This window comes from Pseudoalteromonas sp. S1650 (assembly GCF_005887195.1).
GTDB classification, from domain to species: Bacteria; Pseudomonadota; Gammaproteobacteria; order Enterobacterales; family Alteromonadaceae; genus Pseudoalteromonas; species Pseudoalteromonas simplex.
In genome coordinates this window covers 34156-58744 of record NZ_PNDF01000016.1, presented here as the reverse complement: position 1 = coordinate 58744, position 24589 = coordinate 34156, and the positions used below count along the sequence as shown (strand labels likewise).

Here is a 24589-nt window from a genome sequence, read left to right as displayed (position 1 = left end):
AGAGCGATTGCCTCGCCCTTGGCACATTTCCTTAGTTCATTCGCTGGTGTAGTTCCTGAACTGACGTCACCTTGCTACGGTCATCTGCTTGGTTTGCAGTACAGTTAGCAAATGCCGCGTTCAGAGTCGTTGTGTAGTTAGTCTTATGCTGTAACGCACCACGACGTAACACCTTCGAATCTTCAATCGCTTGGCGGCCTTCAGTAGTGTTTACAATGTAGCTGTATTCACCATTTTTAATTCTATCAAGAATATGAGGACGACCTTCGTATACTTTGTTCACGCGACGAACTGCAATACCAGCTTCTTCAAGTGCTTTTGCAGTGCCACCTGTTGCATCTAGCTCAAAACCAAGATCAGTCATGGTTTTAGCTAGTTCAACGATACGTGGTTTGTCACTGTTGCGTACCGATAGTAACGCGCGACCACCGCGTGGTAAAGTGTTGCTTGCACCTAATTGTGCTTTTGCGAATGCTTCGGCGAAAGTTTCACCAACACCCATAACTTCACCCGTTGAGCGCATTTCTGGGCCACGAATTGGGTCAACACCTTGGAACTTAGCAAATGGCAGTACCACTTCTTTTACGCTGTAGTAAGGAGGGATTACTTCTTTTGTAATACCTTGGCTTGCTAGCGACTGACCTGCCATACAACGTGCCGCTACTTTAGCAAGTGCGATACCTGTCGCTTTTGAAACGAACGGTACTGTACGCGCAGCACGTGGGTTTACTTCGATTAAGTAAACTTTACCGTCTTTCACAGCAAACTGTGTATTCATTAGACCTACTACGCCAAGCTCTAGTGCCATATCTGTCACTTGCTTACGCATTACGTCTTGTACTTCAGCAGTTAGTGAGTGAGCCGGTAATGAACACGCTGAGTCACCTGAGTGAACACCTGCTTGCTCAATGTGCTCCATGATACCACCGATGATTACTTGCTCACCGTCACAGATAGCGTCAACGTCAACTTCGATTGCGTTATCTAAGAAGTGGTCAAGTAGTACTGGCGCTTCATTTGACGCTGATACTGCTTCAGTCATGTAACGACGTAAATCGTCTTCATCATAAACCACTTCCATCGCGCGACCACCTAGTACGTACGAAGGACGTACAACCAGTGGGAAGCCAATTTCAGCAGACTTAACAATCGCTTCTTCTAATGAAGTAACCGTTGCATTCTCTGGTTGAAGAAGGTTTAGACGCTCAACAAGTTGTTGGAAACGCTCACGGTCTTCTGCACGGTCGATTGCATCTGGTGAAGTACCAATAACTGGCACGCCATTCGCTTCAAGTTCACGAGCAAGTTTCAGTGGTGTTTGACCACCGTACTGAACGATAACACCTTTTGGCTTTTCAACACGTACGATTTCTAATACATCTTCAAGCGTGATTGGCTCGAAGAATAAGCGATCAGATGTATCGTAGTCAGTCGAAACAGTTTCAGGGTTACAGTTAACCATGATTGTTTCATAGCCGTCTTCACGTAAAGCTAATGCTGCGTGAACACAACAGTAATCGAATTCGATACCTTGACCGATACGGTTAGGACCACCACCGATTACCATGATTTTATCTTTGTCAGATGGATTCGCTTCACATTCTTCATCATAAGATGAGTACATGTAAGCTGTGTCTGAGCTGAACTCTGCAGCACAGGTATCAACGCGCTTATATACAGGCACGATATCTAACTGGTGACGCTTCTTACGAATTTCTGCTTCAGAAACACCGGCAATTTCAGCGATACGTGCATCAGCAAAACCTTTACGCTTAAGCTTGCGTAAAAACTCAGCATTTAAACCAGCCATACCTACTTCGCTGATTGTTGCTTCGTCTTTTAAGATGTCTTCGATTTGAACTAAGTACCAAGGGTCAATCTTAGTTAATTCGAATACGTCTTCTACGCTCATACCGTGACGCATTGCATCAGCAACGTACCAAATACGCTCAGCACCTGGCTCACGTAATTCACGGATGATTTTTTCTTTTGCTTTCGGATCATCAAGGGCAACAATTGGGTTAAAGCCCGTTGCACCTACTTCAAGACCACGTAATGCTTTATGCAGTGATTCTTGTTGGTTACGACCAATCGCCATAACCTCACCCACAGATTTCATCTGTGTTGTTAGACGGTCGTTTGAACCTGCGAATTTTTCGAAGTTAAAACGTGGGATCTTAGTAACAACGTAGTCAATTGACGGCTCGAAAGACGCTGGTGTTTTACCGCCAGTGATGTCGTTTTGTAGCTCATCAAGGGTGTAACCTACAGCTAGTTTCGCTGCGATTTTCGCAATTGGGAAACCGGTTGCTTTTGATGCTAGTGCAGAAGAACGCGATACACGTGGGTTCATCTCGATGATAACCATACGGCCATCAACTGGATTCACACCAAACTGTACGTTTGAACCACCTGTTTCAACACCGATTTCACGAAGTACAGCCATCGATGCATTACGCATGATTTGGTATTCTTTATCAGTTAGTGTTTGCGCAGGAGCAACCGTGATTGAGTCACCAGTGTGAACACCCATAGGGTCAAAGTTTTCGATAGAACATACGATGATACAGTTGTCGTTTTTGTCACGAACAACTTCCATTTCGTACTCTTTCCAACCGATTAACGATTCGTCGATTAGAAGTTCATTTGTTGGTGATAAATCTAAACCACGCTCACAAATTTCATCAAATTCTTCTTGGTTGTATGCAACACCACCACCGGTACCACCCATAGTGAATGATGGACGAATGATACATGGGAAACCGATGCGGCTAAGTACATCGTGTGCTTCTTCCATTGAGTGAGCAATTTCTGCACGCGGACACTCAAGGCCAATGTTCTTCATTGCTACGTCAAAACGCTCACGGTTTTCAGCTTTATCGATTGCATCAGCAGTTGCACCGATTAGCTCAACACCGTGTTTTGCCAGTACGCCGTGCTTATCTAAATCAAGCGCACAGTTTAATGCTGTTTGACCACCCATAGTAGGTAGTACCGCATCTGGCTTTTCTTTTTCAATGATTTTCTCTACCACTTCCCAATGAATTGGTTCGATGTACGTCGCATCCGCCATTTCAGGGTCAGTCATGATAGTTGCAGGGTTCGAGTTTACAAGAATTACTCGAAAGCCTTCTTCTCGTAGTGCTTTACACGCTTGTGCACCAGAGTAGTCAAATTCACAAGCTTGACCGATTACGATCGGGCCTGCGCCTAAGATAAGAATGCTTTTTATGTCGGTACGTTTTGGCATTGTTACTCCGGTTAAATTAGTTAGAACGTGCTTGCATCAGGTCGATGAAGTGGTCAAATAATGGTGCCGCATCATGTGGACCTGGGCTTGCTTCAGGGTGACCTTGGAAGCTAAACGCTGGCTTATCTGTGCGGTGAATACCTTGTAGCGTGCCATCGAATAATGAAACGTGAGTTGCACGTAAATTCGCTGGTAAGGTTGCTTCATCAGCTGCGAAACCGTGGTTTTGCGCTGTGATCATTACAACATTGCGGTCAAGGTCTTTAACTGGGTGGTTACCACCGTGGTGACCAAACTTCATTTTCACCGTTTGTGCACCTGAAGCAAGTGCAAGTAATTGGTGACCTAAACAGATACCAAAAATTGGCGTGTCTTTTTCTAGGAAAGTTTTAATTGCTTCAATCGCGTAAGTACACGGCTCAGGGTCGCCTGGGCCATTTGATAAGAAGATACCGTCTGGGTTTAATGCCAGTACGTCTTCTGCAGATGTTTGTGCAGGAACAACGGTTAATTTACAACCGCGGTCAACTAACATACGTAAGATATTACGTTTAACACCGAAGTCATAAGCAACAACGTGGAACTTCTCGTCTGCTGCTTCTAGCGTTTTAAAGCCTGAACCTAACGTCCAGCTTGATTCGCGCCACTCAAAATTTTCCTTGGTTGAGACAACTTTTGCTAAATCCATGCCTTTTAAGCCTGGGAAGGCTTGCGCAGCTTCAAGCGCTTTATTCTCATCTAACTCGTCGCCTGCAATGATACAACCATTTTGAGCGCCTTTATCACGTAAGATACGTGTTAATTTACGAGTGTCGATGTCGGCAATACCTAAGATATTGCGTTCTTTTAAGTAATCACTTAACGATTGCTCGTTACGGAAATTACTTGCTAGCAGTGGCAAATCACGGATCACTAGGCCTTTAGCCCAGATTTGACCCGCTTCTTCGTCTTCGCTGTTAGTACCCGTATTACCGATATGTGGGTACGTCAAAGTTACGATTTGTTCCGCGTATGAAGGGTCAGTCAAAATTTCTTGATAACCAGTCATAGACGTATTGAATACTACTTCACCGACTGACATGCCGTCAGCGCCGATTGCAGTACCGCGAAACACTGTGCCGTCTTCTAGGACTAACAGAGCGGATTTAGTCAAGTTAACCTCCTAACAGTAAAAAACGGGAGTAAAGTCATTTGCTCTACTGCCCGTTTATAGCGATTGGAAACACGCATTTATGAATTTTTGGCAAATTGGCGCTATTCTACAGTAATTTAGCTTTCAGATCTAACCTTAATTAATAAATTAGTAAAAATAAGCGTTATTAACTAAAAAATCACTGAAACCGCCAAAAAAGAAACTAAACTACTTCAAGTCAAGCACATCTTGCATGTCATAAAGTCCAGCTGGTTTATTTTTCAACCAGCCCGCAGCTCTTACAGCACCTAATGCGAAGGTCATTCTTGAACTTGCTTTATGAGTTAATTCTAGCCTTTCGCCAGAAGTTGCGAAATATGCGGTGTGTTCACCTACTATATCTCCGCCTCTCATGACTGAATAACCGATTTCATTTTGCGATTTTGCGTGTTCGTCATTGCTTCTATCAAAACGCGCGACTTCATCATGCTGCCAGCCTTTTGCCTCAGCAATCGCTTCACCAATTGCCAATGCAGTTCCTGATGGCGCATCGATTTTGTGACGATGGTGGGCCTCAAATATTTCGATATCCATATCATCGCCAAACTTCACAGCCGCAGTCTGCACTAAGTTAAGCAGTAAATTCACACCTACGCTATAGTTGCGGGCAAAAACAATCGGAATGTGTTTCGCGGCATCATTTAGCGCATCAAGATCATCTTGGTTAAGGCCCGTAGTACCAATTACCATGGCGATATTTTTTTCGACCGCTGTTTGCAGGTGGTTGCGCATTCCTTGAGGTAAGGTGAAATCTATCAATACATCTGCATCTTTTACGTCTGTTTCTTTACTAAATGATACATCTGCTGATGCAGCGCTGTTTAATTGATTAACCGCACTATCTAAAAGTGGTGAGTTTTCGCGTACGTACGCGCCCGTTAATGTTGCGTCATCTTTTTTTGAGACTGCTTCTAAAAGTGCAAGTCCCATGCGGCCGTTTGCGCCAAATACACCTATGCGGTTCATATAGTTACCTTATCTATTCTTCTTAGCTGGCTGGATTTTATCGAAAACTCATGTAATAGTCAGGTTAGCTTATAAAAAATACAGAACTAATTTTAGATTTATTAATAGAACAACAATAATAACAGATAGTCTTTGCATTTAGCCATCTATACATTTAAACTTCTTCATTTGCGCCGATTTGGTCTTTGGCTTGCGGGCGCTGTTGTTGTCTTTTAGACACAACTAAATACAGCTAAAAGAAGTGTTTGGCTGTGTTATTGGTTATCTAACGAGGAATATGATGCAGCCATCATTTAATAAAACAAAAGCAAAACTTTCTTTGCTGCCGCTTTTGGTGTTTGTCGGCTTATTTTTAGGCGCTGGCTTATACTTACAGTCTCAAGGTGTCGATTACGCCTTCTATCAATTACCAGCTCCTGTGGCAATTTTACCTGCCATCATGCTGGCGTTTATCTTAAATAAAAATACCATCAACCACAGTGTTGAAACCTTTATTAAAGGTGCTGGCCATAGCAACATCATCACTATGTGTTTGATTTATTTGCTTGCTGGTGCGTTTTCTGCGGTTGCTGGTGCAACCGGTGGTGTTGATGCCGTTGTTAATGCGGGCTTATCACTTATTCCACCGGCTCTGTTACTACCAGGATTATTTTTAATTGCTGCGGTTGTGTCGACTGCGATGGGCACTTCTATGGGTACTATCGGTGCGATTGGCCCGATTGCTTATGCCGTCGCCCAAAAAACAGGCATTGATCCATCTCTGATGGCAGGCACGATTGTATCGGGTGCCATGTTTGGTGATAACTTATCAATCATCTCGGACACAACTATTGCTGCAACCCGCACGCAAGGCTGTGAAATGAAAGATAAATTCCGTGAGAACTTAAAAATCGCCTTACCTGCTGCGGCATTAACTATCGGCTTATTATTCTTCTTAACCCCTGTAGCAGAAGCTGTAGAGACACAAGACTTCGATATTTTATTAGTGTTACCTTATGCCTTTATCTTAGTGCTCGCGGTAATGGGCTTTAACGTATTCGTGGTGCTGTTTAGTGGTATTATCTTTGCCGCACTCATGGGCTTTACTGGCAGCTATGAAGGTGCAAGCTTTGTTAAAGATATTTATAAAGGCTTTACTGATATGCAGGAAATCTTCTTGCTATCGATGTTTATTGGTGGCCTTTCAGAGTTTATCCGTATTAATGGTGGTCTTGATTATATTGCTAACAAAATTCAAGCAATTACAAAAATCGTTGCAAAATGGCACCGTAAAGTTGCAGATCAATTAGGGATTGCAGCACTGGTTATGACCAGTAACTTATGCATCGCTAATAATACCGTGTCTATTATAGTTGCAGGCCCGATTGCTAAAAAATTAGCGGATGATGGTGAAATTACAGGAAAGCGTTCAGCAAGCTTACTTGATATTTTTGCTTGTGTTACGCAAGGCTCATTGCCGTATGGCGCACAAGCACTTCTACTGGGCGCAACCTTCAAAATTAGCCCATGGGAAGTCTCTACCTCTTCTTATTACTGCTTTATTCTTGCCTTTACTGCCGTTGCAGTAATTTGCTTACGCCGAAATAAAGCATAAGTTAAATAATTTTTTCTCTCGATACGCCCAAATATGGGCGTATCTGCTATAATCCTCACTTTATATCCCCCATTACACCATCAATATTGAGATATGAACTTGAAAAAGATCCTTTCTGTTGCTGCGCTTTGTGCAGTAAGTACTTCGAGCTATGCCGCTAATTGGAGCTCTACGCAATTACACGTTAATAACGGTGAACACAAAAACCCGTTTTCATTGACTAAGTCAAACACCACGGTTGTATCACTACAGCATGCGTCTGGTTATGACTATGGCGACAACTTCTTTTTTATTGATTACAGCAATGACGACCGTCAAGATGGTTATCAAGATAAAGACTTTTACGGCGAATGGTATTCAACATTCAGTTTATCAAAAATCTCTGGCAGTGATTTCTCATACGGCGCAATTACTGATGTAGGTTTAACGGCAGGTTTTAATGCCGCAGGCGATTCGAAAGTTCTTAAGTATTTACCGGGTGTAAAACTAAGCTGGCAAGCACCTGGCTTTAGCTTTTTATCTACTTTATTTACCGCTTACATCGATGACAGTGAAGGCGTAGCACGCGGTGGTGCTCCAACTGAAACGAACAGCTGGATGATTGATGTTGCTTGGGGCTACCCATTCACTATTGGCTCACAAAAGTTCAACGTAACAGGCCATGTTGAATACATTGCAGAGCGTGAAAATGAATTTGGCGAAGATGTTAAAGCGTGGATTTTAGCGCAGCCAATCATTACGTGGGATTTAGGTCACGCAATGAGCATGAAAGAAAACACCTTACTGCTAGGCCTTGAGTGGCAATACTGGCACAACAAGCTAGGTACAGACACAACTGAGTCAGTACCACAACTTCACGTTGAGTGGACGTTCTAATAAGCTGAAAGCTGAAAAATTAAAGCCTGTAGTCATCACTGAGTACAGGCTTTTTAATTTATATAGATACTTTTTACAGTTTACACTGTGGGTTTTTGCCTTTTGCTTTAGCGGCTTGTTGGGCTTTTAATGCATCCGACATGTGCTTTTGAAGCTCTTTGATGCGGTTACCCGGTGCTGGGTGAGTCGACATAAACTCAGGTGTACCGCTACTGCCAGCTGCACTCATATTTTGCCAAAGCGACACTGATTGCTCTGGGTTAAACCCTGCTTTTGCCATTAAATCTAAGCCAACAATATCCGCTTCTGATTCATGTGAGCGGCTGAATGGTAAAACAACACCATACTGTGCGCCTAAGCCTAAGGCTTGCATAATTTCGCCACGATATTGAACATTACCCATATCAAGTGCTGCACCACCAACTTGTAGTCCTGTTTGTAACAGTGCGTTTTGTGATACACGCTCATTAGAATGCTCAGCAATAACATGTGCAACTTCGTGACCTAGTACTGTAGCCAATTGGTCTTGGTTTACAGCGACTTTTAATAAACCTGTATGAACACCAATATACCCCCCGGGTAATGCAAATGCATTTGCTGAATCTTCTTCAAATACAACAACTTCCCAAGACTGCTTGGCATACTCGTTAGGTAAAACCGCAATAACATCATCGGCAATACACTTTACATAAGCATTGACACCTGGATCAGTATTAACAGGCTGTGTTTTTTTCATTTCAGCAAAGCTTGCTTGACCCATTTGGCTCATTTGTTGATCTGAATAAAGTGCGATTTGGGTACGTCCCGTAGGAGAGGTTTTACAGCCAGCTAAAACAGCGGTGGCTAACACTGCCATGATTAACTTTTTCATACTAGTCCTTCAAATACTTTGTGTAATTGAGGCTAATATAGCAAAGCATTGCTTAATTTTATATGAAAATGAACAATCACCCACTCAGTTGTTACCATTTAGTTAATTCTTTTACTTAGCAGGCAAACTAAGTTCACCACAGTGACTCACACTGCTACAATAGTGACCTACTATTTGATTATTGAGTAAACAATGCCTTCCCCTGAGACTTTAAATAAACGCATTTTATTACCTTTACTGGCAAGTATTGTCGCGATTACGCCTTTGGCAATTGATCTATATTTACCAGCGATGTTGGTGATTGCCAACGACTTGCAAACAACCATGCCAAATGTGCAAATATCACTCAGCATTTATTTAGCAGGTTATGCTCTTGGCATGCTTTTTTTTGGCCCGATTGCCGATGAACTTGGCAGGCGATTACTCGCTAAGGTGGGTTTAGCGCTATTTGGTATCAGCTCATTAGCACTAGCATTTTGTACTAACATCGAATTATTTTGGTCTTTAAGAGCTGTGCAAGCATTCACTGGCGCTGCTGCAACCGTTGTAGTGCCGGGTATTATTCGTCATATTTATCGAGAGAACACCGCCAAGGGCATGTCTTATGTCTCGATGATTATGATGGTTGCCCCGTTAATTGCCCCTACTCTAGGCTCATTAATCATGGGAATTTCAACATGGCAGGTCATTTTCATCGCATTAGCTGCTTATAGCTTTGTCATTTTAGCTTTGGTGCAAATTCATTTAATCGATATTCCAATCTTTAAGAGTCAGCAACGTGGTTTGGCACTGTTCTTTAATAGTTATAAAACGGTATTTTCTCGTCGTAGTGCCCTTGCCGATATTTCCAGTTCCATGTTTGCCTCATTCGCATTCTTTTGCTTTTTAACATCGGTACCTTATGTATATCTCGATTTCTTCAAAGTAGATGAGCAATTGTTCGGTGTGTTATTCGCCTTTAACGTGCTGGCTTTAATGTTCGGTAACTTTATGAATACACGTTTAGTACCGCGCTTAGGTTCTCGTAAACTGTTATTTATTGGGCTAGGTATTGGCTTTGTGTCTGGTGGGGCATTGTTGTTATTCAGTGTGATGCATCTATCGCTGTATTTTATTGTAGCAAGCATCGCACCATTGATGATGAGCTTGGGTATTGTAGCGAGTAATGCAGACTCATTAATACTGATGCAATTTGAGGAAAAATCAGGCACTGCAACAGCTGTTATTGGTACCCTGAGATTCGGCAGTGGCGCTCTCGTTGGGCCTATTCTTGCTTTTGTTCACCCACAAAGTGCTATTCCATTTTCTGCGATGATGTTCTGCGCACTGATACTTATCTTATTCGTGCAGCTTTGGCATCGAAAATTGGACAAAAAAAATGCCTGTAATTAACAGGCATTTTTTTATTTTTCTTTAAAGCTTATTCAGCTTCTTTTGATACCATAACCATTGCAGGGCGTAATAAACGGCCATTTAATGTATAACCTTTTTGCATTACTGCAAGAACAGTATTAGGTGCTACATCATTGCTTGGTTGAATTGACATTGCTTGATGGAATTCAGGGTTAAATTGCTCACCCTGTGGGTTAACAATTTCAACACCGAATTTTGATACCGCATCATTAAAGCTCTTAACAGTCATTTCGATACCTTCAAGCACAGGTTTAAGCTGCTCATTTTCTTTATCAGAAAACTCAATTGCGCGCTCTAGGTTATCGATAACTGGTAATAATTCGTTAGCAAACTTTTCAAGTGCAAACTTATGCGCTTTTTCTACATCTTGAGCGGCACGACGACGCATGTTCTCAACATCTGCAGCAGCACGAACAACACTGTCTTTTTGATCGTTAATAGTTTGTTTAGCCGCTTCTAATTCACTGTGTAATAGTGCGATTTCAGCTTCTGGGCTCATTTCTTCGCCGTCAACTTGTTCAGCCGCTTTTTCTGCAGCTTCTACTTCAGCTTGCATTTGTTCAAATTCTTCGTTTAGTTCAACTTCTTGCTCTGGTGATTTTGTCTGCTCAGACATAGCTTACATGCTCCAATTCTTTACAACTGCGGTAATTATGGGGATTGAATTAAAAGATTCAAGAGGCTGATGAGCCGATTAACTTAAATTCTTGGATGATTGCTTCTATTTGCGCTGATTTTGGACAAATTACACAAAATCGGCTCTGGTATTCATGGTTATTAAAATAAGGAACGCTGATCACCATCAACTCATTACAGTCTGTAAATGGCAATTGTTCTGTGTTTAACACCGATAACCCATTTTTAAATGCGAGTTTATCTTCAACAAAATTTAAAAACGATACACCAATGTTTAAACTGGTTTGGCAATCAACTTGGCGGTAAAGGTAGTTTTCACCTACCACAATGCTGTTATCTGAACCGAGTTTTTGACTTAATTGCCGAGTCCATTGTGTTAAAGAGTCATGGCAATTATGTGGTGCAGTGGCTGCCATTGCCTGCATACGATATAAGCCTTCCATTAAGGTTTGCTGACTAAACACGGTATTAAGCCAAGTAGCAAACTGGTAACGAACGGCATCAGATGAATCTTCAGGTTTGGTAATGCAAATGTTATGGCTTTGCCCTGCTCTATCTATTAGTAGAATTAGCCAATTGCTACCATCAAAATCAAGCACCTCTACTCGAAAGACCAACTGTGAGCTGACTTGAGGTAAGCCCACACAACAACACACTTTATAGCGCTGACTCAAACCATGGGCTAGCTCGACTAATTGTGCTTGCTCAGGCTGCCAATATGGTGCGATTTCAGGTAGAGCAAAAAACTCAGCAAGCCAATAATCAAAACCGGCATTGGTTGGTACGCGGCCAGCAGAAGTATGCGGCGAATAGAGTAAGCCCACTTTTTCTAGCCGTGCCATAGCATTACGCACTGTAGCTGAACATACCGCCATGCCTTTTTGTTTGGCAATACGAGTTGAGGCTACAGGCTGACCTTCCCCGTTACAGTAAAGGCTCATCACAGCTGAAAAAATTTGTTGGTCGCGCGGATTTAATTTCATAATTCATACATCTTGCTTCTTGCCAGTGGATATTTGGGCGCAGCAAGTTTATTTCAAGTTATTTTCAAAGCATTAATTTTTAATGTAATCTATCGATATGAAAGTTTAAGTGCAAATAACATGGATTCACCGTTTAAAACCATAGGTTTAATTGGCAAACCTAATCACAGCGGGGCAGCTGCCACACTTGCTCGCCTGCACACATTTTTGCGAGCCTTGGGTTTCGAAGTGCTAGTAGAACAGCGCACTGGACGTCAACTTCAAGACCTTCCTCAAGAAAACCTAGTTAAATTGGTAGATTTAGGTGAACGAGCAGACTTAGCCATAGTCGTCGGTGGTGATGGCAATATGCTTGGCGCAGCTCGAGTATTAGCGCGTTTTGATGTCGCTGTGATTGGCGTAAACCGTGGCAACTTAGGCTTTTTAACTGACTTAAACCCAGAAGGTTTTGAAGCGAGCCTAGAACAAGTGTTAAGTGGCCAGTTCCTTGAGGAAAAACGCTTCTTGCTTGAAGTTGAAGTATATCGCCATGCCGAACTCAAAAGTGCAAACTTGGCAGTGAATGAAGCGGTACTTCATGCTGATAAAGTTGCGCATATGATCGAGTTTGAGGCCTTTATTAATAACGACTTTGTATTCTCTCAACGCTCTGATGGATTAATCGTTTCAACACCAACTGGCTCAACAGCCTATTCATTATCTGGCGGCGGGCCTATTTTAACCCCTGAGCTGAATGCGATTTCATTAGTTCCTATGTTCCCGCATACATTATCAAGCCGCCCTCTTGTGGTTGATGCTGACAATGAAGTACGTTTAAAGCTTAGCCTCGAAAATACCGACAGCCTACAAGTCAGCTGTGATAGTCACGTAGTTTTAGCTGTATTACCTGGTGACGAAGTAGTGATTAAAAAAGCAGACAAGCGTCTACGTTTGATTCATCCAAAGGAATACTCTTACTACAATGTATTAAGAAAAAAATTAAATTGGGGAAGCCGCTTATTTTAAGTGGCTTTTTTTATCTCAAGCTAATTGCCAAGGCGTATTGATTAGCGCAAAATAATAAGACTAAAAGCTGTATTTTTTAAAGGATTCTAAGGCGAAATGAGTTATATCGTTTTTCTTGCTCTATTATTACTTATCACCTTACTAGGTTGTTACTGGGTGGTTGAGAGCAATCGTCGTAAAGCTATTGAAGCTGAAAAAAAACGTTTTAATCAACGAGTCAAAGAAATCAATAATGACTTTAAAAATAAATTAATTGATTTTAGCGAAGGCAAAATTATCCGCCCTAAGAATATTTCGCGCCTAAATATGATCACCAGCAATTACTTTGTAGTGCAAGCGCACAATGAAGAAAATCTCACTTACCTCGAATTCATTAGCGATTTGCTTATCAACACAATCATAATGGAAGCCAGTAAAGCGCAAAGCCCTGAGGAAATTGATCAGCTCGCTGACAGGTTACAGTATTTTATGGCTGAATTGCCTTACAACGGCATCGAGTACAATAAAGCGTTTTATCAAGAAGCCTTACCATCGCTGATTGAAGTAATTAAATATCAGCCCCCCACCGATTTACAGGACGATCAGCCGCTAGCCCAGAGCACGCAAGCTGCAAATGAATCAGTCCAAGAAAATCAACTGCCAGAATTAAGCAAAGCTTAAAAATTTAATTTGCAAAACCCGAAAACACTGTATAAATTAACAGTTAATTGACTGGATGGATAAACAGTATGTTAATCGGGTTAGAAATTAAAAACTTTGCCATTGTAAGTAATTTAAGTACTGAGTGGCACAATGGTATGACAGCTATTACAGGTGAAACGGGTGCAGGTAAATCAATTGCAATTGATGCCCTGTCATTATGTTTAGGCGAGCGTGCAGATGCAGGTGCTGTTCGCCCAGGTACGGATCGTGCAGAAATTTGTGCACAATTTGATATTAGCCAACTCCCTCTTGCCCAGCACTTTTTAGAGCAACATTTACTCTCAAACAGTGAAGGCGAATGTTTACTACGCCGTGTTATTTGCAAAAATGGCCGCAGCAAGAGCTACATTAATGGCAGCTCAGTTACCGCTGCACAATTAAAAGAGATAGGTCAGTATTTAATTTCTATTCACGGGCAACATGCCCATCAGCATTTATTAAAAGCTGAACATCAGTTGCACCTGCTTGATGCCTATGCCGGCCACAACCAGCTATTAGCTGATGTTAAAGAGCGCTTTAAAGCCTACCAAGCATTAATTAAAGAATTTAATCAACTTGAACAACAACAGCAGCAACAAGCAGCTCAAAAGCAATTACTGGAGTATCAAGTAGCTGAACTTGATGAATTTGCCCTGCAACCGGGTGAGTTCGAAGAGATTGAAGCTGAGCATCATAAACTAAGCCATAGCCAGACTATTTTAGAGTCATGCCAACGTGAGCTACAACACTTATACGAAAGTGATGAGCAAAGTGCGTGTTCATTGCTGCAACATAGCGCCCAACAATTTACAGAGCTGGCAAGCTACGATGAAAGCTTATCTAACATAGCATCATTACTGAGTGAAGCTGCCGTTCAAGTTGAAGAAGCTAGCCGCGAGATACGCAGCTATGTTGATGTAACTGATTTAGACCCTGCCCGGTTAGACGAAGTTGAAACGCGTTTAACAGGTGCTATGGACCTTGCCCGAAAACATCATATAAAACCAGAAGAGCTGGTAGAATTTCATCAGTCAATCGCAGAAGAGTTAGCATCAATTAGTTATAACAGCGACCGCCTTGTTGCTCTCGAAAGCGAAATTAACAATGCCCTTGAGCAATATAAACAAGCAGCAAAACTGTTAAGTGAAAGCCGCCATAAATACGCAGATACGCTTAATCAATTAATTAGTGATAGCATGGCTAACTTATCAATGGAAAACGGCAGGTTTGCGATTGATATTCAACAAACTAGCGATAAAGCGCCAAGTGCAATGGGTTTTGATACGGTGTCGTTTTTAGTATCTACCAACCCAGGTCAACCGTTACAAGCACTGTCTAAAGTGGCTTCTGGTGGTGAGTTATCGCGAATTAGTTTAGCTATTCAGGTCATTATTGCTCAGCGTGTTACAACGCCGACTCTTATTTTCGATGAAGTAGATGTGGGTATTTCTGGACCAACCGCGTCTGCAGTTGGCAAGCTTTTACGCCAATTAGGTAAATCAACTCAAGTTATTTGTGTAACTCACTTGCCGCAGGTTGCAAGCTCTGGACATCAGCAATTTTTTGTAGCTAAAGAAATTGCAAACGGCGAAACCTACACTCAAATGAATAAGCTATCTAAAGAAGGCCGTATTGATGAAATTGCCCGACTACTTGCCGGTGACAATATCAGTAAAATGGCTAGAGCAAATGCCAAAGAGCTTATAAGCGCACATGCATAACCCATTTTTAGCTATGAAACTTAGATTGTTGATGAATTTGATGGTATAGAGTTTATAAATGAAAAATAAAAATATACTTACAGCTTTGGGTCTTGCCTTAATAACGCTTAACTCAGGGCATTCGTTTGGCGCAGTGGTTGAGCCACCCTATAACGATACGCAGTTAGTCGTTGCTTTATTTAAATGTATTTTGTTTGTCTTGCCCTCAACTACATTGTTGCTGGTTCTATGGAGTCACTGGAAGCACTTAAGATTTAAGCAATTATTACAAACAGTATTAAATTATTCACTGGTCATCATGTTAGCTAGCTTGATAATGGTTAATCATCTAACAGCTGGGCTTTCATCATGGTTAGTTGTGTTTGCTGGTATTCATTCATTGCTTGTTGGCATTAATTATTTATTGGTTAAACAACACACTAACAGGATAAAAAATACACTTACTAGTTGCTGGTAATGAAATTACTTTGGCTGCAAAAAAAATCGCGAAACAGCACGTTTCGCGATTTTAGTTCTTATTTGCTGATTAGCGTTATTCGATTTCGCTAGCTAAATATATCAAATTCATAAATAAACGGTCTGTCATACTACTAACTCCGGTACCATTGGTATAATTACCAACTTTATTTTGAGAGTTAATAATTGCATTATCTGCCAGTAATATATCACCCGATTTCAAGTCAAAAACCACTGTCGGTAAGCCATCTGTATTGACAGCTAACACTTGGCTTTCTTCTGGCATTACTGAGAAGTACCCCTTTGAACCACCGGCCTGATAAAAGCGTGTAACCTCTCCAAAAGGACCTGCAAATATAGCTTGTTGTATTTGAGAGTTTAAACCTTCTGGGTTTTGGGTATTTGGTCCATCTTTGTAGCCTTCTCTGGTTACTGTATAACCCCACTTTGAATACACCTTCTCGTCAGTCATATCGGAATCTGATGCTATGATGACAACATTTCCTTTCTTCTCTGACCAATTATATAGTTCTGCAATTTCTGTTTCAGTAAAATCACTGTTGTAAAAACTACCCATAAAGAAGATATCAGTGTTATAGCTTTCAATCGCTTCCTGAGTAATTGAGCCTGATGCCGCAAAATCATGATTAACCGATACTGATTTAGCTACAACCCCACTTTCACCAAAATTTTCTGGGCTTGCAAGTTTAGCCATCGGTAGATCAAATAAGTAAGCGTTTAATGTGTAGTTTTGCCATCGTGCCTTTCTTTGCTTATCAATACTCGTAATTACAAGCGACTCTACTCCTGTACTACAAGTAGGCTGCGCATAACATGCAACAGGCTTTAGAGTATTTAGTGCTAAATCGTTTATTCGCACTGGGTATGTCCCCAATGTGCATGTTTTACCCGTTTCGATTGATGCTTTATATAATTTAGTAATATTAAAATTACCTTGATCATTAATGACTTCACGAGAAATTACCAATTCGTCATTTTGATTTAGAGCAGCACCTGTTACCGTCGTTAAACCATGTTCAGATTTTTTTGTTAACTCCAGTGTTTCCGGATCCAATAAAAAAATGCTTGTGGCAGAGATGAGGTAAACCTCACCATTTTTAACAACCATGTCGCCACGCAGAATATCTGAACTACTATCGTAGCCCTTCATATTGCCTAAGAACTGAGTTTCACCTGAATCAATAGCAACCTGGTAAAGCTTACTCCCTTTAGAGCCATAAATAACGTCTTTGTTAGGGTCATAAGCAAGACGGGTCATAGGGTTAGTACGTGCCACTACAGTGTGTTTGCCTGTAGACATATCAACATAGGCGAGTTGTGTAAATCGATACTTGTCGGCTTTTATAGGCAGATCATTTAACTCTTCATCTGATAAGTTGAGAACACTCGTATCCAGTTTATAAGTTAAAGGTCTTGGGGCTGAAACATAATAGAGTCTATTTCGATAGCTATCAAAAGCCATTGCTGCGGATGAGAACTTTGCAGCAGAATGAATGTTAGCCGTTTGCGCTTGCTCATCTAAAGAAAAAACGAAGCCCGAGCTCCCTCTCCCTGAGTTGATTCCATATAACTCACCCGTACATTCAGACGCGCTAAGGCCAGCAGGTATTAAGCCTAAAAGGCTAACTGTAGATAATAAAAACTTTTTCATTTTAAATTCCTTTCAATGTAAAAATAACTCACTTCCTGTTCAACTTTATTACTATCCTCCTTATAATTTTGAACGAAATTGGTATAAAACTCACAAACAAAATCGCGAGGCCACAAGCCTCGCGATTTCAATTAGCGTCTAAAATTACAATTAATCGATTTCACTCGCATAATTGATTAAGTTCATAAATAAACGGTCTGACATGCTCGATACCTCGGTACCATCAGTAAAGTTGTCTTCTTTATTTTGTGTTGTCAGCATACCGCTATCAGCAAGTATTATGTCGCCTGTTGCAGCATCTAAAACAATTGTAGGCAAGCCATCCTGATTTACAGCTAAGACTTGAGTCCCTGAAGGCATTTCAGAGAAGTAACCTTTTGCGCCACCAGCTTGGAAAAAGCGAGATACTTCACCAAATGGTCCTGCAAAGATTGCCTCTTGAGCTGCACTACCCACTCCTTCTGGGTTTTGTGTATTTGGACCATCAACATAACCATCGCGAGTAACTGTGTAGCCCCAAGTCGTATACACTTTTTCTTCAGGGTAGTCAGAATCACCCGCTATTATCGCTACGTTTCCTTTTTTAAGGGACCAATTGTAAGCTTCATTTAATTCGCTATCTGTGAAGTCGCTTTTGTGGAAACTACCAATAAAGAAAACATCGGTGCCATAAGCATCTATCGCAGCTTCAGTAATCGAATTTGCCGCTGCAAAATCATGATTTACAGATACTGTTTTATAAACAGTTCCCTGTTCACCAAAGTTTTCTGTACTTAAAAGCTTCGCAAGTGGTTTATCCATTAAGTGGCCATTTAGTGTATAACCTTGCCACGTTGCTTTTCTTAGCGTATCAATACTTGTAACAACAAAAGAGTCTGGCTCTACACTACATGTAGGTTGAGCATAGCAAGCAACTGGTTTTGCTGTATTTAGCGCCAAATCATTTATGCGCATCGGGTAGGTTCCCATTGCACACGTTTTGCCAGTCTCAATCGATGCTTTATATAACTTGGTTGTATTATAGTGACCTTGATCGTTTATAATTTCTCTAGAAATTAATAGCTCACCATTTTGATCAAGCGCAGCACCTGTAACAGCAATTAAGCCATGCTCTGATTTTTTCGTTAACTCCAATGTGTTCAAATTAACGGAAAAAATACTCGTAGCACTGATCAAAAATAGTTGGCCATCTTTAAAAACCATGTCGCCGCGCAAAATATCTGAGCTGTCGCCATAGCCAGTTAAGTTACCAAGTAATGTAGTTTTTCCTGATACAGGATCAACAGTATATAACTTGCTTCCTTTAGAGCCATACATCATGTCAGTATTAGCGTCATAAGCCAGTCGAGTCATTGGATTAGATCGAGAAATTACTGTGTGTTCACCAGTTGCCATATCAACATAAGCAAGCTGAGTATATTTGTATTTAGCCCCCTTAATTGGCAGATCTTTTAACTCATCTTCAGATAAGTTCAAATCACTAGGATCAAGTTTGTAAGTTAGCGGTCGAGGAGCTGAAACATAATATAAGCGATCTCTTGCACTATCATAGGCCATAGCAGCAGAAGAAAACTTTGCTTTTGAGTGAATAGCGGCTGTTTGCTCTTGCTCATTTAAAGAAAAAACAATGCCTAGATGGCCGCGACCAGAATTAATTCCATACAAGTCACCCGTACATTCATTAGCGACTACATTTGTAGATAAAGCACTTGTGACTGCAAGAACTGAAAGTAGCGATTTTTTCATATTATTACACCTAAAAATTAGGCCGACTAACTAAAATAATTAATAAAAATAATTAAATTACTGCTTTAACATCAGGCCATTACGTTTAAATTTTGTACGCAATAATTTTATTTCGCTACAGTTCAAACACAATCAGAAATTACTGATTTGTCTCTATTTATTATAAAAACAGACATAACAATTAGCACCAATTATGTAAAACACACTTTAGTATTGGCAATGGCTAATAACTTCTGATTTTCTATATTCCCAATGTTTTAATATTCTTACTGCTCCATATTTTCCACACATTTTCTCAGTAGCATAACGGCAAACTTGGTCACCGAAATATTTAATGAAGCTAACTGTAACTTTAATCCTTGCTCTTCTTTCTCTTCCTTGTATGGCTAATACAGATCACATACCGCAGATAGAAGAAATATTTGCCTTAGAGCAGAAAGGAAACCTAAAAAAAGCACTATTGTTAATTGAAAAACTACAAAGCAATAACACGCCTGTCGCAAAATCGACGATTGATTTGATAAAAGCCCCCATATTAAGAAAACAAGGGCAATACGAGGCTGCAATAGAGTTACTTTTACCTTTACAGCATATTGCTGAGTTGTCCAAAGAAGAGCATTATCAAATCCAAAAAGAGCTTGGTATCAATTACAGACGCCAAGTTAAAACGACCCAAGCTCAGCAGCATTATATGGCTGCACTCAAACTAGCTTACGAGTTAAAGGATAAAAACAAACAGGCACAAAGCCATAGTAATCTGGGTACCTTATATGACACGTTGAATGACCTAGACCAGTCTATGTTTCAGCAATTAAAAGCACAAAAGCTTTTAATTGGCAGTAAAGATAATGAGTTAATCGCCACCAATTTTTATAATTTAGCAAACCTTTCTCATCGCCTAGATGATCTTGCCCAGTCTGAATACTTCTACAAAAAAGCACTTGAGTTTGATATTAAAACAAAAAATCAAATAAACATTGCAGATACCAGCTTACAGTTGGCAAAGTTAGTTTATAAACGTGGTGACTATGAGCAAGCTTTACCCTTATTAAAAAATGCCTACTCACGCTTAGCTGATTTAAATGCTTATGAAGGAATGGCAACAGCAAAGCATACGCTAATGCAACTATATTTAAAGCTCGAAAATAAACATATGGCTTTAAGTAGTGCAGATTCAGGCCTCAGAGCAGCACTTAAATCTGGCTCAGCATTGAGTCAAATATATTCATATTTCAATTTAATTGAACTCCACCTGCCACTTAAGAACTCACAATTGATTGACCTCTATTTAAGTCGTTCAAAAGAACTTATCGAAGGAATTGATAATCGGTTACTAAATAAAAAGCTGCATGGCTACACCGCAGTTTATGCCGAACTTATCGGTGACTACAAACTCGCAACTGAGCAATTGAAGCTTGAAAATAAACTAGCCGAGTCTTTGTTTGAAGAACATTTAAATCAAGCCGTTGAAAAAAACAAAAAGCAATTAACAGCAATCGAGCAACAGCAACGTATTGATGATGAAGTGCAAAAAAATAAGCTCACTACTGCACAAATGAATAACCAACGACTAGAAAAACAGATTTGGTTATTGTCTGCGGGTATTGTTTTGTTGTTCACGACTCTTGCGCTCGTGCTTTATTACTTCAAGCATCGAAAAGCGCTATTTAAAGCAAAACTTTATCAATATAACCTGCTTGAAAAAGACAAAATGCTTGCTGATATATCCCATGAATTACGCACCCCTTTAAGCGTATTAAAACTGCATATAGAAGCACTTGAGCTCGATATTCAAGAAAACCGCGATCTAGCCTATAGCAAGATTAATGGCAAAATAGCGCAACTTAACAACCTAATTTCAGATGTGTATCAGTTATCTCAAGCAGAAAACAAAACTCTCGCGCTAAATCTCCAACGCTTAAATGCTGCAAATGTCTTTGCTGAGTACGAGCAAGACATGCGTCATTATGTTCGCAGCCACCACCTGACATTTTTTTCAGACATTATTATTGCTAAAGATGTAGAGATCACGGTAGATAAACAAAAGCTCGATCAGATCCTTAATAATATTTTTACTAATGCCTGCCTATATACCGACAGCCCTGGTCATGTTCGGCTCAAAGTGAGAACTAACAAGCAAGAGCTGTTTATTCAAGTCGATGATACTTCTCCGGGTGTAGGTAAAGCCCATATAGGCAAACTCTTTGACCGTTTATATCGTGTTGAAGAATCTCGAAGCCGCGCATCAGGAGGCTCAGGTTTGGGGCTATCAATTTGCCAGAGTTTTGTCGAATTAATGTCTGGCAGTATCAGTGCATTACCGGGTAAGTCGGGTGGATTATGTATCCGAATTTTACTGCCTTTAAGCAATAAATAAGCTCCTCCATTTTTCCACCATATTTTATTGCTTAAATAGCATAATAAACTACTGTGGAATGGAACCATGTCAGAGTCATTAAAGCATGCTCAATGGGCAAAATCTGTTGAGCGTAAACACCGCCAAAGCAAAGTTAAAAAAACCAAAAAATCACCTCTTCCTATCTGCGCCGCGCTTGCTTGTGTGCTATTGAGTGCTGGGTTTTATTATGCGAGCTATGAAAAACCGAAAGAGTATCCACCGTTATCTGCAGCGGCGAAACAGCGTATCTCGCAATTTTTTGCCAAACAGTTTTTACTGGGGCAATGGCGCTTAAATAAAATTAACTACTCATCTGATGCAATTCAGGTGTATGTGCAAACGCCAAGCAAAATTGCTCTAGAAGGTGAAGCTTTGAGTCAATATTTACATTACGCTTTATGCCCTGTGGCTAGCAAACGCATTTGGCAAGATATCAAAACGAGGGAATTATCAGTGTATGTGTTTAGCCATTCGATTCGAAAAGGTGATCGAACAGTATGTAATTTAGAAAGCGATGAACGCCAAATCAATTGATTTGACGTTCATCATAGCGATAGCCAGCACCATAAACGGAAGCGACTATCTTAGGAGAGAAATCTAAACTCTTAAGCTTTTTGCGAATATTTTTAATATGGCTGTCGATTACCCGATCGGTAATATCAAAGTTGTTTGGTTGGATATGGTCAAGTATCTGCTGCCTAGAAAAAACACGCTTTGGGGCTTTGTACAAAAGTTTAAATACGTCAAATTCCACTTTTGTTAAACCTAAAGAGACACCTTTAATTTCAACTTCAAGCGCATCTTCTATTAAGCAAATTGCATCAGTCGCTTGCACTACTACATCGCTACTAGGTGCTGACGCACAACGCCTTAAAATAGCTTTAACACGCATCACCAGCTCTGCACCGCTAAAAGGTTTACAAACATAGTCATCGGCACCATGTTCCAACCCTTTTAACCTGTCAGCCTCTTCGACTTTCGCGGTTACCATAATAATCGGCACCATAGAAAAAGCGCGGATCTGCTTCATGCACTCCACGCCATCTAAATTGGGTAACATTACATCTAAAATTATCGCATCCGGATTATTTTCTTTAACCCACGACACCACAGCACTGCCATCAGTGATGTGGTGAGTGGTAAAGCCAGATGCATTGAAGAACAACAGCACTTGTTCTGCAATATCTAAGTCGTCTTCAACGACTAATATCTGCGGCATTTCTATTTCCGTTTATATTTTTTTTATTGTTCTAAGTTGTTGCTTCACCATCGCTTTAAGCGTATCTGATAAGGTTTCATCTAATAAAACCATAGTCAGAATATCGTGCAGATCTTCACTATTCATAACCTCATTGAGTAAATCATTTTCAGATTTCGAATTTGGCTGAAAAAAGCTTAACTGCTCGTCATTTGTGTGTTCGCAAAACATTTTCTTTTTATCCATGTTGTTAGCATCAAATATTAAGATGGGCTTCTGCCTCTACTAAATATTAAAACGCAACAATATGGAGCAAATATGGAGTTAGTACGAAATAATGAATTTTTTCTGTTCAACAGTTAGATTCATTCCTAAATTTTAGGTAATAAGCGCTATTTTTTCATTATTTTTCTAAAACTAGGTTAAATTTTCGTATCAATAAAATGATAAGCAATAAAAAAGCAAGCTCGGTAGCTTGCTTTTAAAAGTGTTGAATGGCGCCTTAGAATTAAACGCCTAAATAATCCATAATCCCTTCCGCGGCATTTCGGCCTTCGAAAATAGCCGTTACCACTAAATCTGAGCCGCGGACAATATCGCCACCGGCAAAAATCTTAGGGTTGGTTGTTTGGTGAGTAAATTCACCTTTTTCTGGTGCATTGATACCACCCCAATGATTGATTTCAACACCGTACGGTTCTAACCAATCCATTTTATGAGGTTTAAAACCAAACGCCATGAGCACTTTAGTTGCTTCAATAACATGCTCAGAACCCGCTACTTCTTCAGCACGACGACGACCATTTTCGTCCGGTTCACCAAGTTGCGTTTTCACCATCTTAACACCAGCAACTTTCCCTTGCTCGTCAACCACAATGCCTTTTGGCTGAACGTTAAAGGTAAACTCAACGCCCTCTTCACGAGCATTTTTAACTTCGCGCTTTGAGCCTGGCATGTTTTCTTCGTCACGACGATACGCACAGGTAACCTGTGTAGCACCTTGTCGGATAGAGGTTCTCACACAGTCCATTGCTGTATCACCACCGCCTAATACAACGACTTTTTCGTTCGCCATATCGATATAAGCTTGCTTGTCTTCTGCATAGCCCATAACACGGTTAGTGTTACCAATTAAAAACGGCAGTGCATCAAACACACCCTCTGCATCTTCATTCTCAAGGCCTGCACGCATACTTTGATAGGTACCCACCCCTAAGAATACGGCATCATATTCAGCCAAAATTTCATCAAGGGTAATGTCAACGCCAACTTCAGTGTTTAGCTGAAACTCAACTCCCATTTCCGTGAAAATTTCACGACGCTTTTGCATTACTTCTTTTTCAAGTTTGAATGAAGGAATACCAAACGTAAGAAGGCCACCGATTTCTGGGTGACGGTCAAACACCACAGGCTTAACACCGTTACGTACTAAAATATCCGCACAACCTAAGCCCGCTGGACCTGCACCAATGATAGCCACTTTTTTGTCAGACCATACCACATACGACATATCTGGTTTCCAGCCCATTTTAAATGCCGTATCAGTGATGTACTTTTCGATATTACCGATAGTGACAGCACCAAACTCTTCTTCAAGTGTGCAAGAGCCTTCACACAAGCGATCTTGTGGACAAACTCGTCCACACACCTCTGGTAAGCTGTTTGTACGGTGAGACAGCTCTGCCGCTTCTAAAATACGGCCAGTACGAATGAGTTTTAACCATTGTGGAATATAGTTATGCACTGGGCATTTCCATTCACAGTATGGATTACCACAATCTAAACAGCGATCCGCCTGTGAGTTAACTTGTGTCTCAGAAAACGGCTCGTAAATTTCTACGAAAGATTGTTTACGTGCTGAAATTGGCTTTTTGCGCGGATCAACACGTTGTACATCGATAAACTGGTATACATTTTCGCTCATACTACCC

The 24589-nt window shown here is 40.7% G+C and carries 20 protein-coding genes; 9 read left to right on the top strand and 11 right to left on the bottom strand.

All coding sequences use genetic code 11. The features are described 5' to 3' along the window. Positions 1-31: 31 nt before the first annotated feature. The 3 genes from carB to dapB all read right to left on the bottom strand — a co-directional run bounded on the left by carB (position 32) and on the right by dapB (position 5408). Entirely contained in the window at positions 32-3250 is a 3219-nt protein-coding gene (carB, locus tag CWB80_RS04465) for a carbamoyl-phosphate synthase large subunit (protein WP_138600477.1), read from the bottom strand. Positions 3251-3266: 16 nt separating this feature from the next. Beyond that, on the bottom strand, positions 3267-4403 hold the full coding sequence (carA, locus tag CWB80_RS04460; protein WP_138600476.1) for a glutamine-hydrolyzing carbamoyl-phosphate synthase small subunit: 1137 nt from the start codon (positions 4401-4403) through the stop codon (positions 3267-3269). A gap of 207 nt (positions 4404-4610) precedes the next feature. Beyond that, positions 4611-5408, bottom strand: coding sequence for a 4-hydroxy-tetrahydrodipicolinate reductase (gene dapB / locus CWB80_RS04455; protein ID WP_138600475.1), 798 nt, complete (start codon positions 5406-5408; stop codon positions 4611-4613). A 280-nt stretch (positions 5409-5688) separates the two neighbouring features. Between dapB and CWB80_RS04450 the strand changes: the two genes are divergently transcribed. Together CWB80_RS04450 and CWB80_RS04445 are read left to right on the top strand one after the other, a co-directional pair. After that, a complete protein-coding gene (locus CWB80_RS04450) occupies positions 5689-7002 on the top strand; it encodes a Na+/H+ antiporter NhaC family protein (RefSeq protein WP_138600704.1) in 1314 nt (437 codons plus the stop codon). Positions 7003-7095: 93 nt separating this feature from the next. After that, positions 7096-7878, top strand: a complete 783-nt coding sequence (locus tag CWB80_RS04445; RefSeq protein ID WP_054551512.1) for an outer membrane protein OmpK — start codon at positions 7096-7098, stop codon at positions 7876-7878. A gap of 73 nt (positions 7879-7951) precedes the next feature. Here the strand turns inward: CWB80_RS04445 and CWB80_RS04440 are convergent, their stop codons facing one another. Continuing rightward, positions 7952-8749: a M48 family metallopeptidase gene (locus CWB80_RS04440; RefSeq protein ID WP_138600474.1), complete on the bottom strand. Its 798-nt coding sequence runs from the start codon at positions 8747-8749 to the stop codon at positions 7952-7954. 192 nt (positions 8750-8941) lie between these two features. Here CWB80_RS04440 and CWB80_RS04435 point away from each other — a divergent pair, with 192 nt between their 5' ends. Continuing rightward, the gene (locus CWB80_RS04435; protein ID WP_138600473.1) at positions 8942-10141 is read left to right on the top strand and encodes a Bcr/CflA family efflux MFS transporter; all 1200 of its coding nucleotides are present in this window, start codon (positions 8942-8944) and stop codon (positions 10139-10141) included. A 28-nt stretch (positions 10142-10169) separates the two neighbouring features. Here the strand turns inward: CWB80_RS04435 and grpE are convergent, their stop codons facing one another. Beyond that, a complete protein-coding gene (gene grpE, locus CWB80_RS04430; protein ID WP_054551515.1) occupies positions 10170-10778 on the bottom strand; it encodes a nucleotide exchange factor GrpE in 609 nt (202 codons plus the stop codon). Between the two features lie 58 nt (positions 10779-10836). Then, the gene (locus CWB80_RS04425; RefSeq protein ID WP_138600471.1) at positions 10837-11781 is read right to left on the bottom strand and encodes an HrcA family transcriptional regulator; all 945 of its coding nucleotides are present in this window, start codon (positions 11779-11781) and stop codon (positions 10837-10839) included. Positions 11782-11901: 120 nt separating this feature from the next. Between CWB80_RS04425 and nadK the strand changes: the two genes are divergently transcribed. The 4 genes from nadK to CWB80_RS04405 all read left to right on the top strand — a co-directional run bounded on the left by nadK (position 11902) and on the right by CWB80_RS04405 (position 15645). Then, entirely contained in the window at positions 11902-12786 is an 885-nt protein-coding gene (gene nadK / locus CWB80_RS04420; RefSeq protein WP_054551939.1) for an NAD(+) kinase, read from the top strand. 96 nt (positions 12787-12882) lie between these two features. Continuing rightward, positions 12883-13446, top strand: coding sequence for a hypothetical protein (locus tag CWB80_RS04415; protein WP_054551517.1), 564 nt, complete (start codon positions 12883-12885; stop codon positions 13444-13446). A gap of 68 nt (positions 13447-13514) precedes the next feature. Continuing rightward, on the top strand, positions 13515-15188 hold the full coding sequence (gene recN, locus CWB80_RS04410) for a DNA repair protein RecN (RefSeq protein WP_138600469.1): 1674 nt from the start codon (positions 13515-13517) through the stop codon (positions 15186-15188). Between the two features lie 58 nt (positions 15189-15246). Further along, positions 15247-15645, top strand: coding sequence for a hypothetical protein (locus tag CWB80_RS04405; protein ID WP_054551519.1), 399 nt, complete (start codon positions 15247-15249; stop codon positions 15643-15645). Between the two features lie 75 nt (positions 15646-15720). On the opposite strand, the gene CWB80_RS04400 is transcribed toward CWB80_RS04405, so the two are convergent. Beyond that, complete coding sequence (locus CWB80_RS04400; protein ID WP_138600467.1) at positions 15721-17316, bottom strand: hypothetical protein; 1596 nt, start codon at positions 17314-17316, stop codon at positions 15721-15723. Between the two features lie 150 nt (positions 17317-17466). Continuing rightward, positions 17467-19062: a hypothetical protein gene (locus tag CWB80_RS04395; protein WP_138600465.1), complete on the bottom strand. Its 1596-nt coding sequence runs from the start codon at positions 19060-19062 to the stop codon at positions 17467-17469. Between the two features lie 334 nt (positions 19063-19396). Between CWB80_RS04395 and CWB80_RS04390 the strand changes: the two genes are divergently transcribed. Both CWB80_RS04390 and CWB80_RS04385 read left to right on the top strand, forming a co-directional pair. After that, positions 19397-21439: an ATP-binding protein gene (locus CWB80_RS04390; RefSeq protein WP_138600463.1), complete on the top strand. Its 2043-nt coding sequence runs from the start codon at positions 19397-19399 to the stop codon at positions 21437-21439. A 66-nt stretch (positions 21440-21505) separates the two neighbouring features. Then, complete coding sequence (locus tag CWB80_RS04385; RefSeq protein ID WP_138600461.1) at positions 21506-21994, top strand: hypothetical protein; 489 nt, start codon at positions 21506-21508, stop codon at positions 21992-21994. Here CWB80_RS04385 and CWB80_RS04380 read toward each other — a convergent pair. The 3 genes from CWB80_RS04380 to CWB80_RS04370 form a co-directional block, all read right to left on the bottom strand. After that, a complete protein-coding gene (locus CWB80_RS04380; protein ID WP_138600459.1) occupies positions 21987-22679 on the bottom strand; it encodes a response regulator in 693 nt (230 codons plus the stop codon). The genes CWB80_RS04385 and CWB80_RS04380 overlap by 8 nt on opposite strands. A 12-nt stretch (positions 22680-22691) precedes the next feature. Next, complete coding sequence (locus CWB80_RS04375) at positions 22692-22904, bottom strand: hypothetical protein (protein ID WP_228290467.1); 213 nt, start codon at positions 22902-22904, stop codon at positions 22692-22694. Between the two features lie 262 nt (positions 22905-23166). Then, positions 23167-24582 carry a glutamate synthase small subunit GltD family protein gene (locus tag CWB80_RS04370; RefSeq protein ID WP_138600457.1) on the bottom strand — a complete coding sequence of 472 codons (1416 nt, stop codon included), beginning with the start codon at positions 24580-24582 and terminating at the stop codon, positions 23167-23169. Between the last annotated feature and the right edge of the window lie 7 nt (positions 24583-24589).

Excerpts from the sequence above, each read along its gene's own strand:
- nadK (WP_054551939.1), top strand. The coding sequence starts at position 11,902 with ATGGATTCACCGTTTAAAACCATAGGTTTAATTGGCAAACCTAATCAC.
- CWB80_RS04370 (WP_138600457.1), bottom strand. The coding sequence starts at position 24,582 with ATGAGCGAAAATGTATACCAGTTTATCGATGTACAACGTGTTGATCCG.
- CWB80_RS04405 (WP_054551519.1), top strand. The coding sequence starts at position 15,247 with ATGAAAAATAAAAATATACTTACAGCTTTGGGTCTTGCCTTAATAACG.
- CWB80_RS04450 (WP_138600704.1), top strand. The coding sequence starts at position 5,689 with ATGCAGCCATCATTTAATAAAACAAAAGCAAAACTTTCTTTGCTGCCG.
- dapB (WP_138600475.1), bottom strand. The coding sequence starts at position 5,408 with ATGAACCGCATAGGTGTATTTGGCGCAAACGGCCGCATGGGACTTGCA.
- CWB80_RS04385 (WP_138600461.1), top strand. The coding sequence starts at position 21,506 with ATGTCAGAGTCATTAAAGCATGCTCAATGGGCAAAATCTGTTGAGCGT.
- CWB80_RS04380 (WP_138600459.1), bottom strand. The coding sequence starts at position 22,679 with ATGCCGCAGATATTAGTCGTTGAAGACGACTTAGATATTGCAGAACAA.
- CWB80_RS04445 (WP_054551512.1), top strand. The coding sequence starts at position 7,096 with ATGAACTTGAAAAAGATCCTTTCTGTTGCTGCGCTTTGTGCAGTAAGT.
- CWB80_RS04400 (WP_138600467.1), bottom strand. The coding sequence starts at position 17,316 with ATGAAAAAGTTTTTATTATCTACAGTTAGCCTTTTAGGCTTAATACCT.
- carB (WP_138600477.1), bottom strand. The coding sequence starts at position 3,250 with ATGCCAAAACGTACCGACATAAAAAGCATTCTTATCTTAGGCGCAGGC.
- CWB80_RS04390 (WP_138600463.1), top strand. The coding sequence starts at position 19,397 with ATGAAGCTAACTGTAACTTTAATCCTTGCTCTTCTTTCTCTTCCTTGT.
- CWB80_RS04375 (WP_228290467.1), bottom strand. The coding sequence starts at position 22,904 with ATGGATAAAAAGAAAATGTTTTGCGAACACACAAATGACGAGCAGTTA.
- CWB80_RS04440 (WP_138600474.1), bottom strand. The coding sequence starts at position 8,749 with ATGAAAAAGTTAATCATGGCAGTGTTAGCCACCGCTGTTTTAGCTGGC.
- CWB80_RS04395 (WP_138600465.1), bottom strand. The coding sequence starts at position 19,062 with ATGAAAAAATCGCTACTTTCAGTTCTTGCAGTCACAAGTGCTTTATCT.
- CWB80_RS04415 (WP_054551517.1), top strand. The coding sequence starts at position 12,883 with ATGAGTTATATCGTTTTTCTTGCTCTATTATTACTTATCACCTTACTA.
- CWB80_RS04425 (WP_138600471.1), bottom strand. The coding sequence starts at position 11,781 with ATGAAATTAAATCCGCGCGACCAACAAATTTTTTCAGCTGTGATGAGC.
- recN (WP_138600469.1), top strand. The coding sequence starts at position 13,515 with ATGTTAATCGGGTTAGAAATTAAAAACTTTGCCATTGTAAGTAATTTA.
- CWB80_RS04435 (WP_138600473.1), top strand. The coding sequence starts at position 8,942 with ATGCCTTCCCCTGAGACTTTAAATAAACGCATTTTATTACCTTTACTG.
- grpE (WP_054551515.1), bottom strand. The coding sequence starts at position 10,778 with ATGTCTGAGCAGACAAAATCACCAGAGCAAGAAGTTGAACTAAACGAA.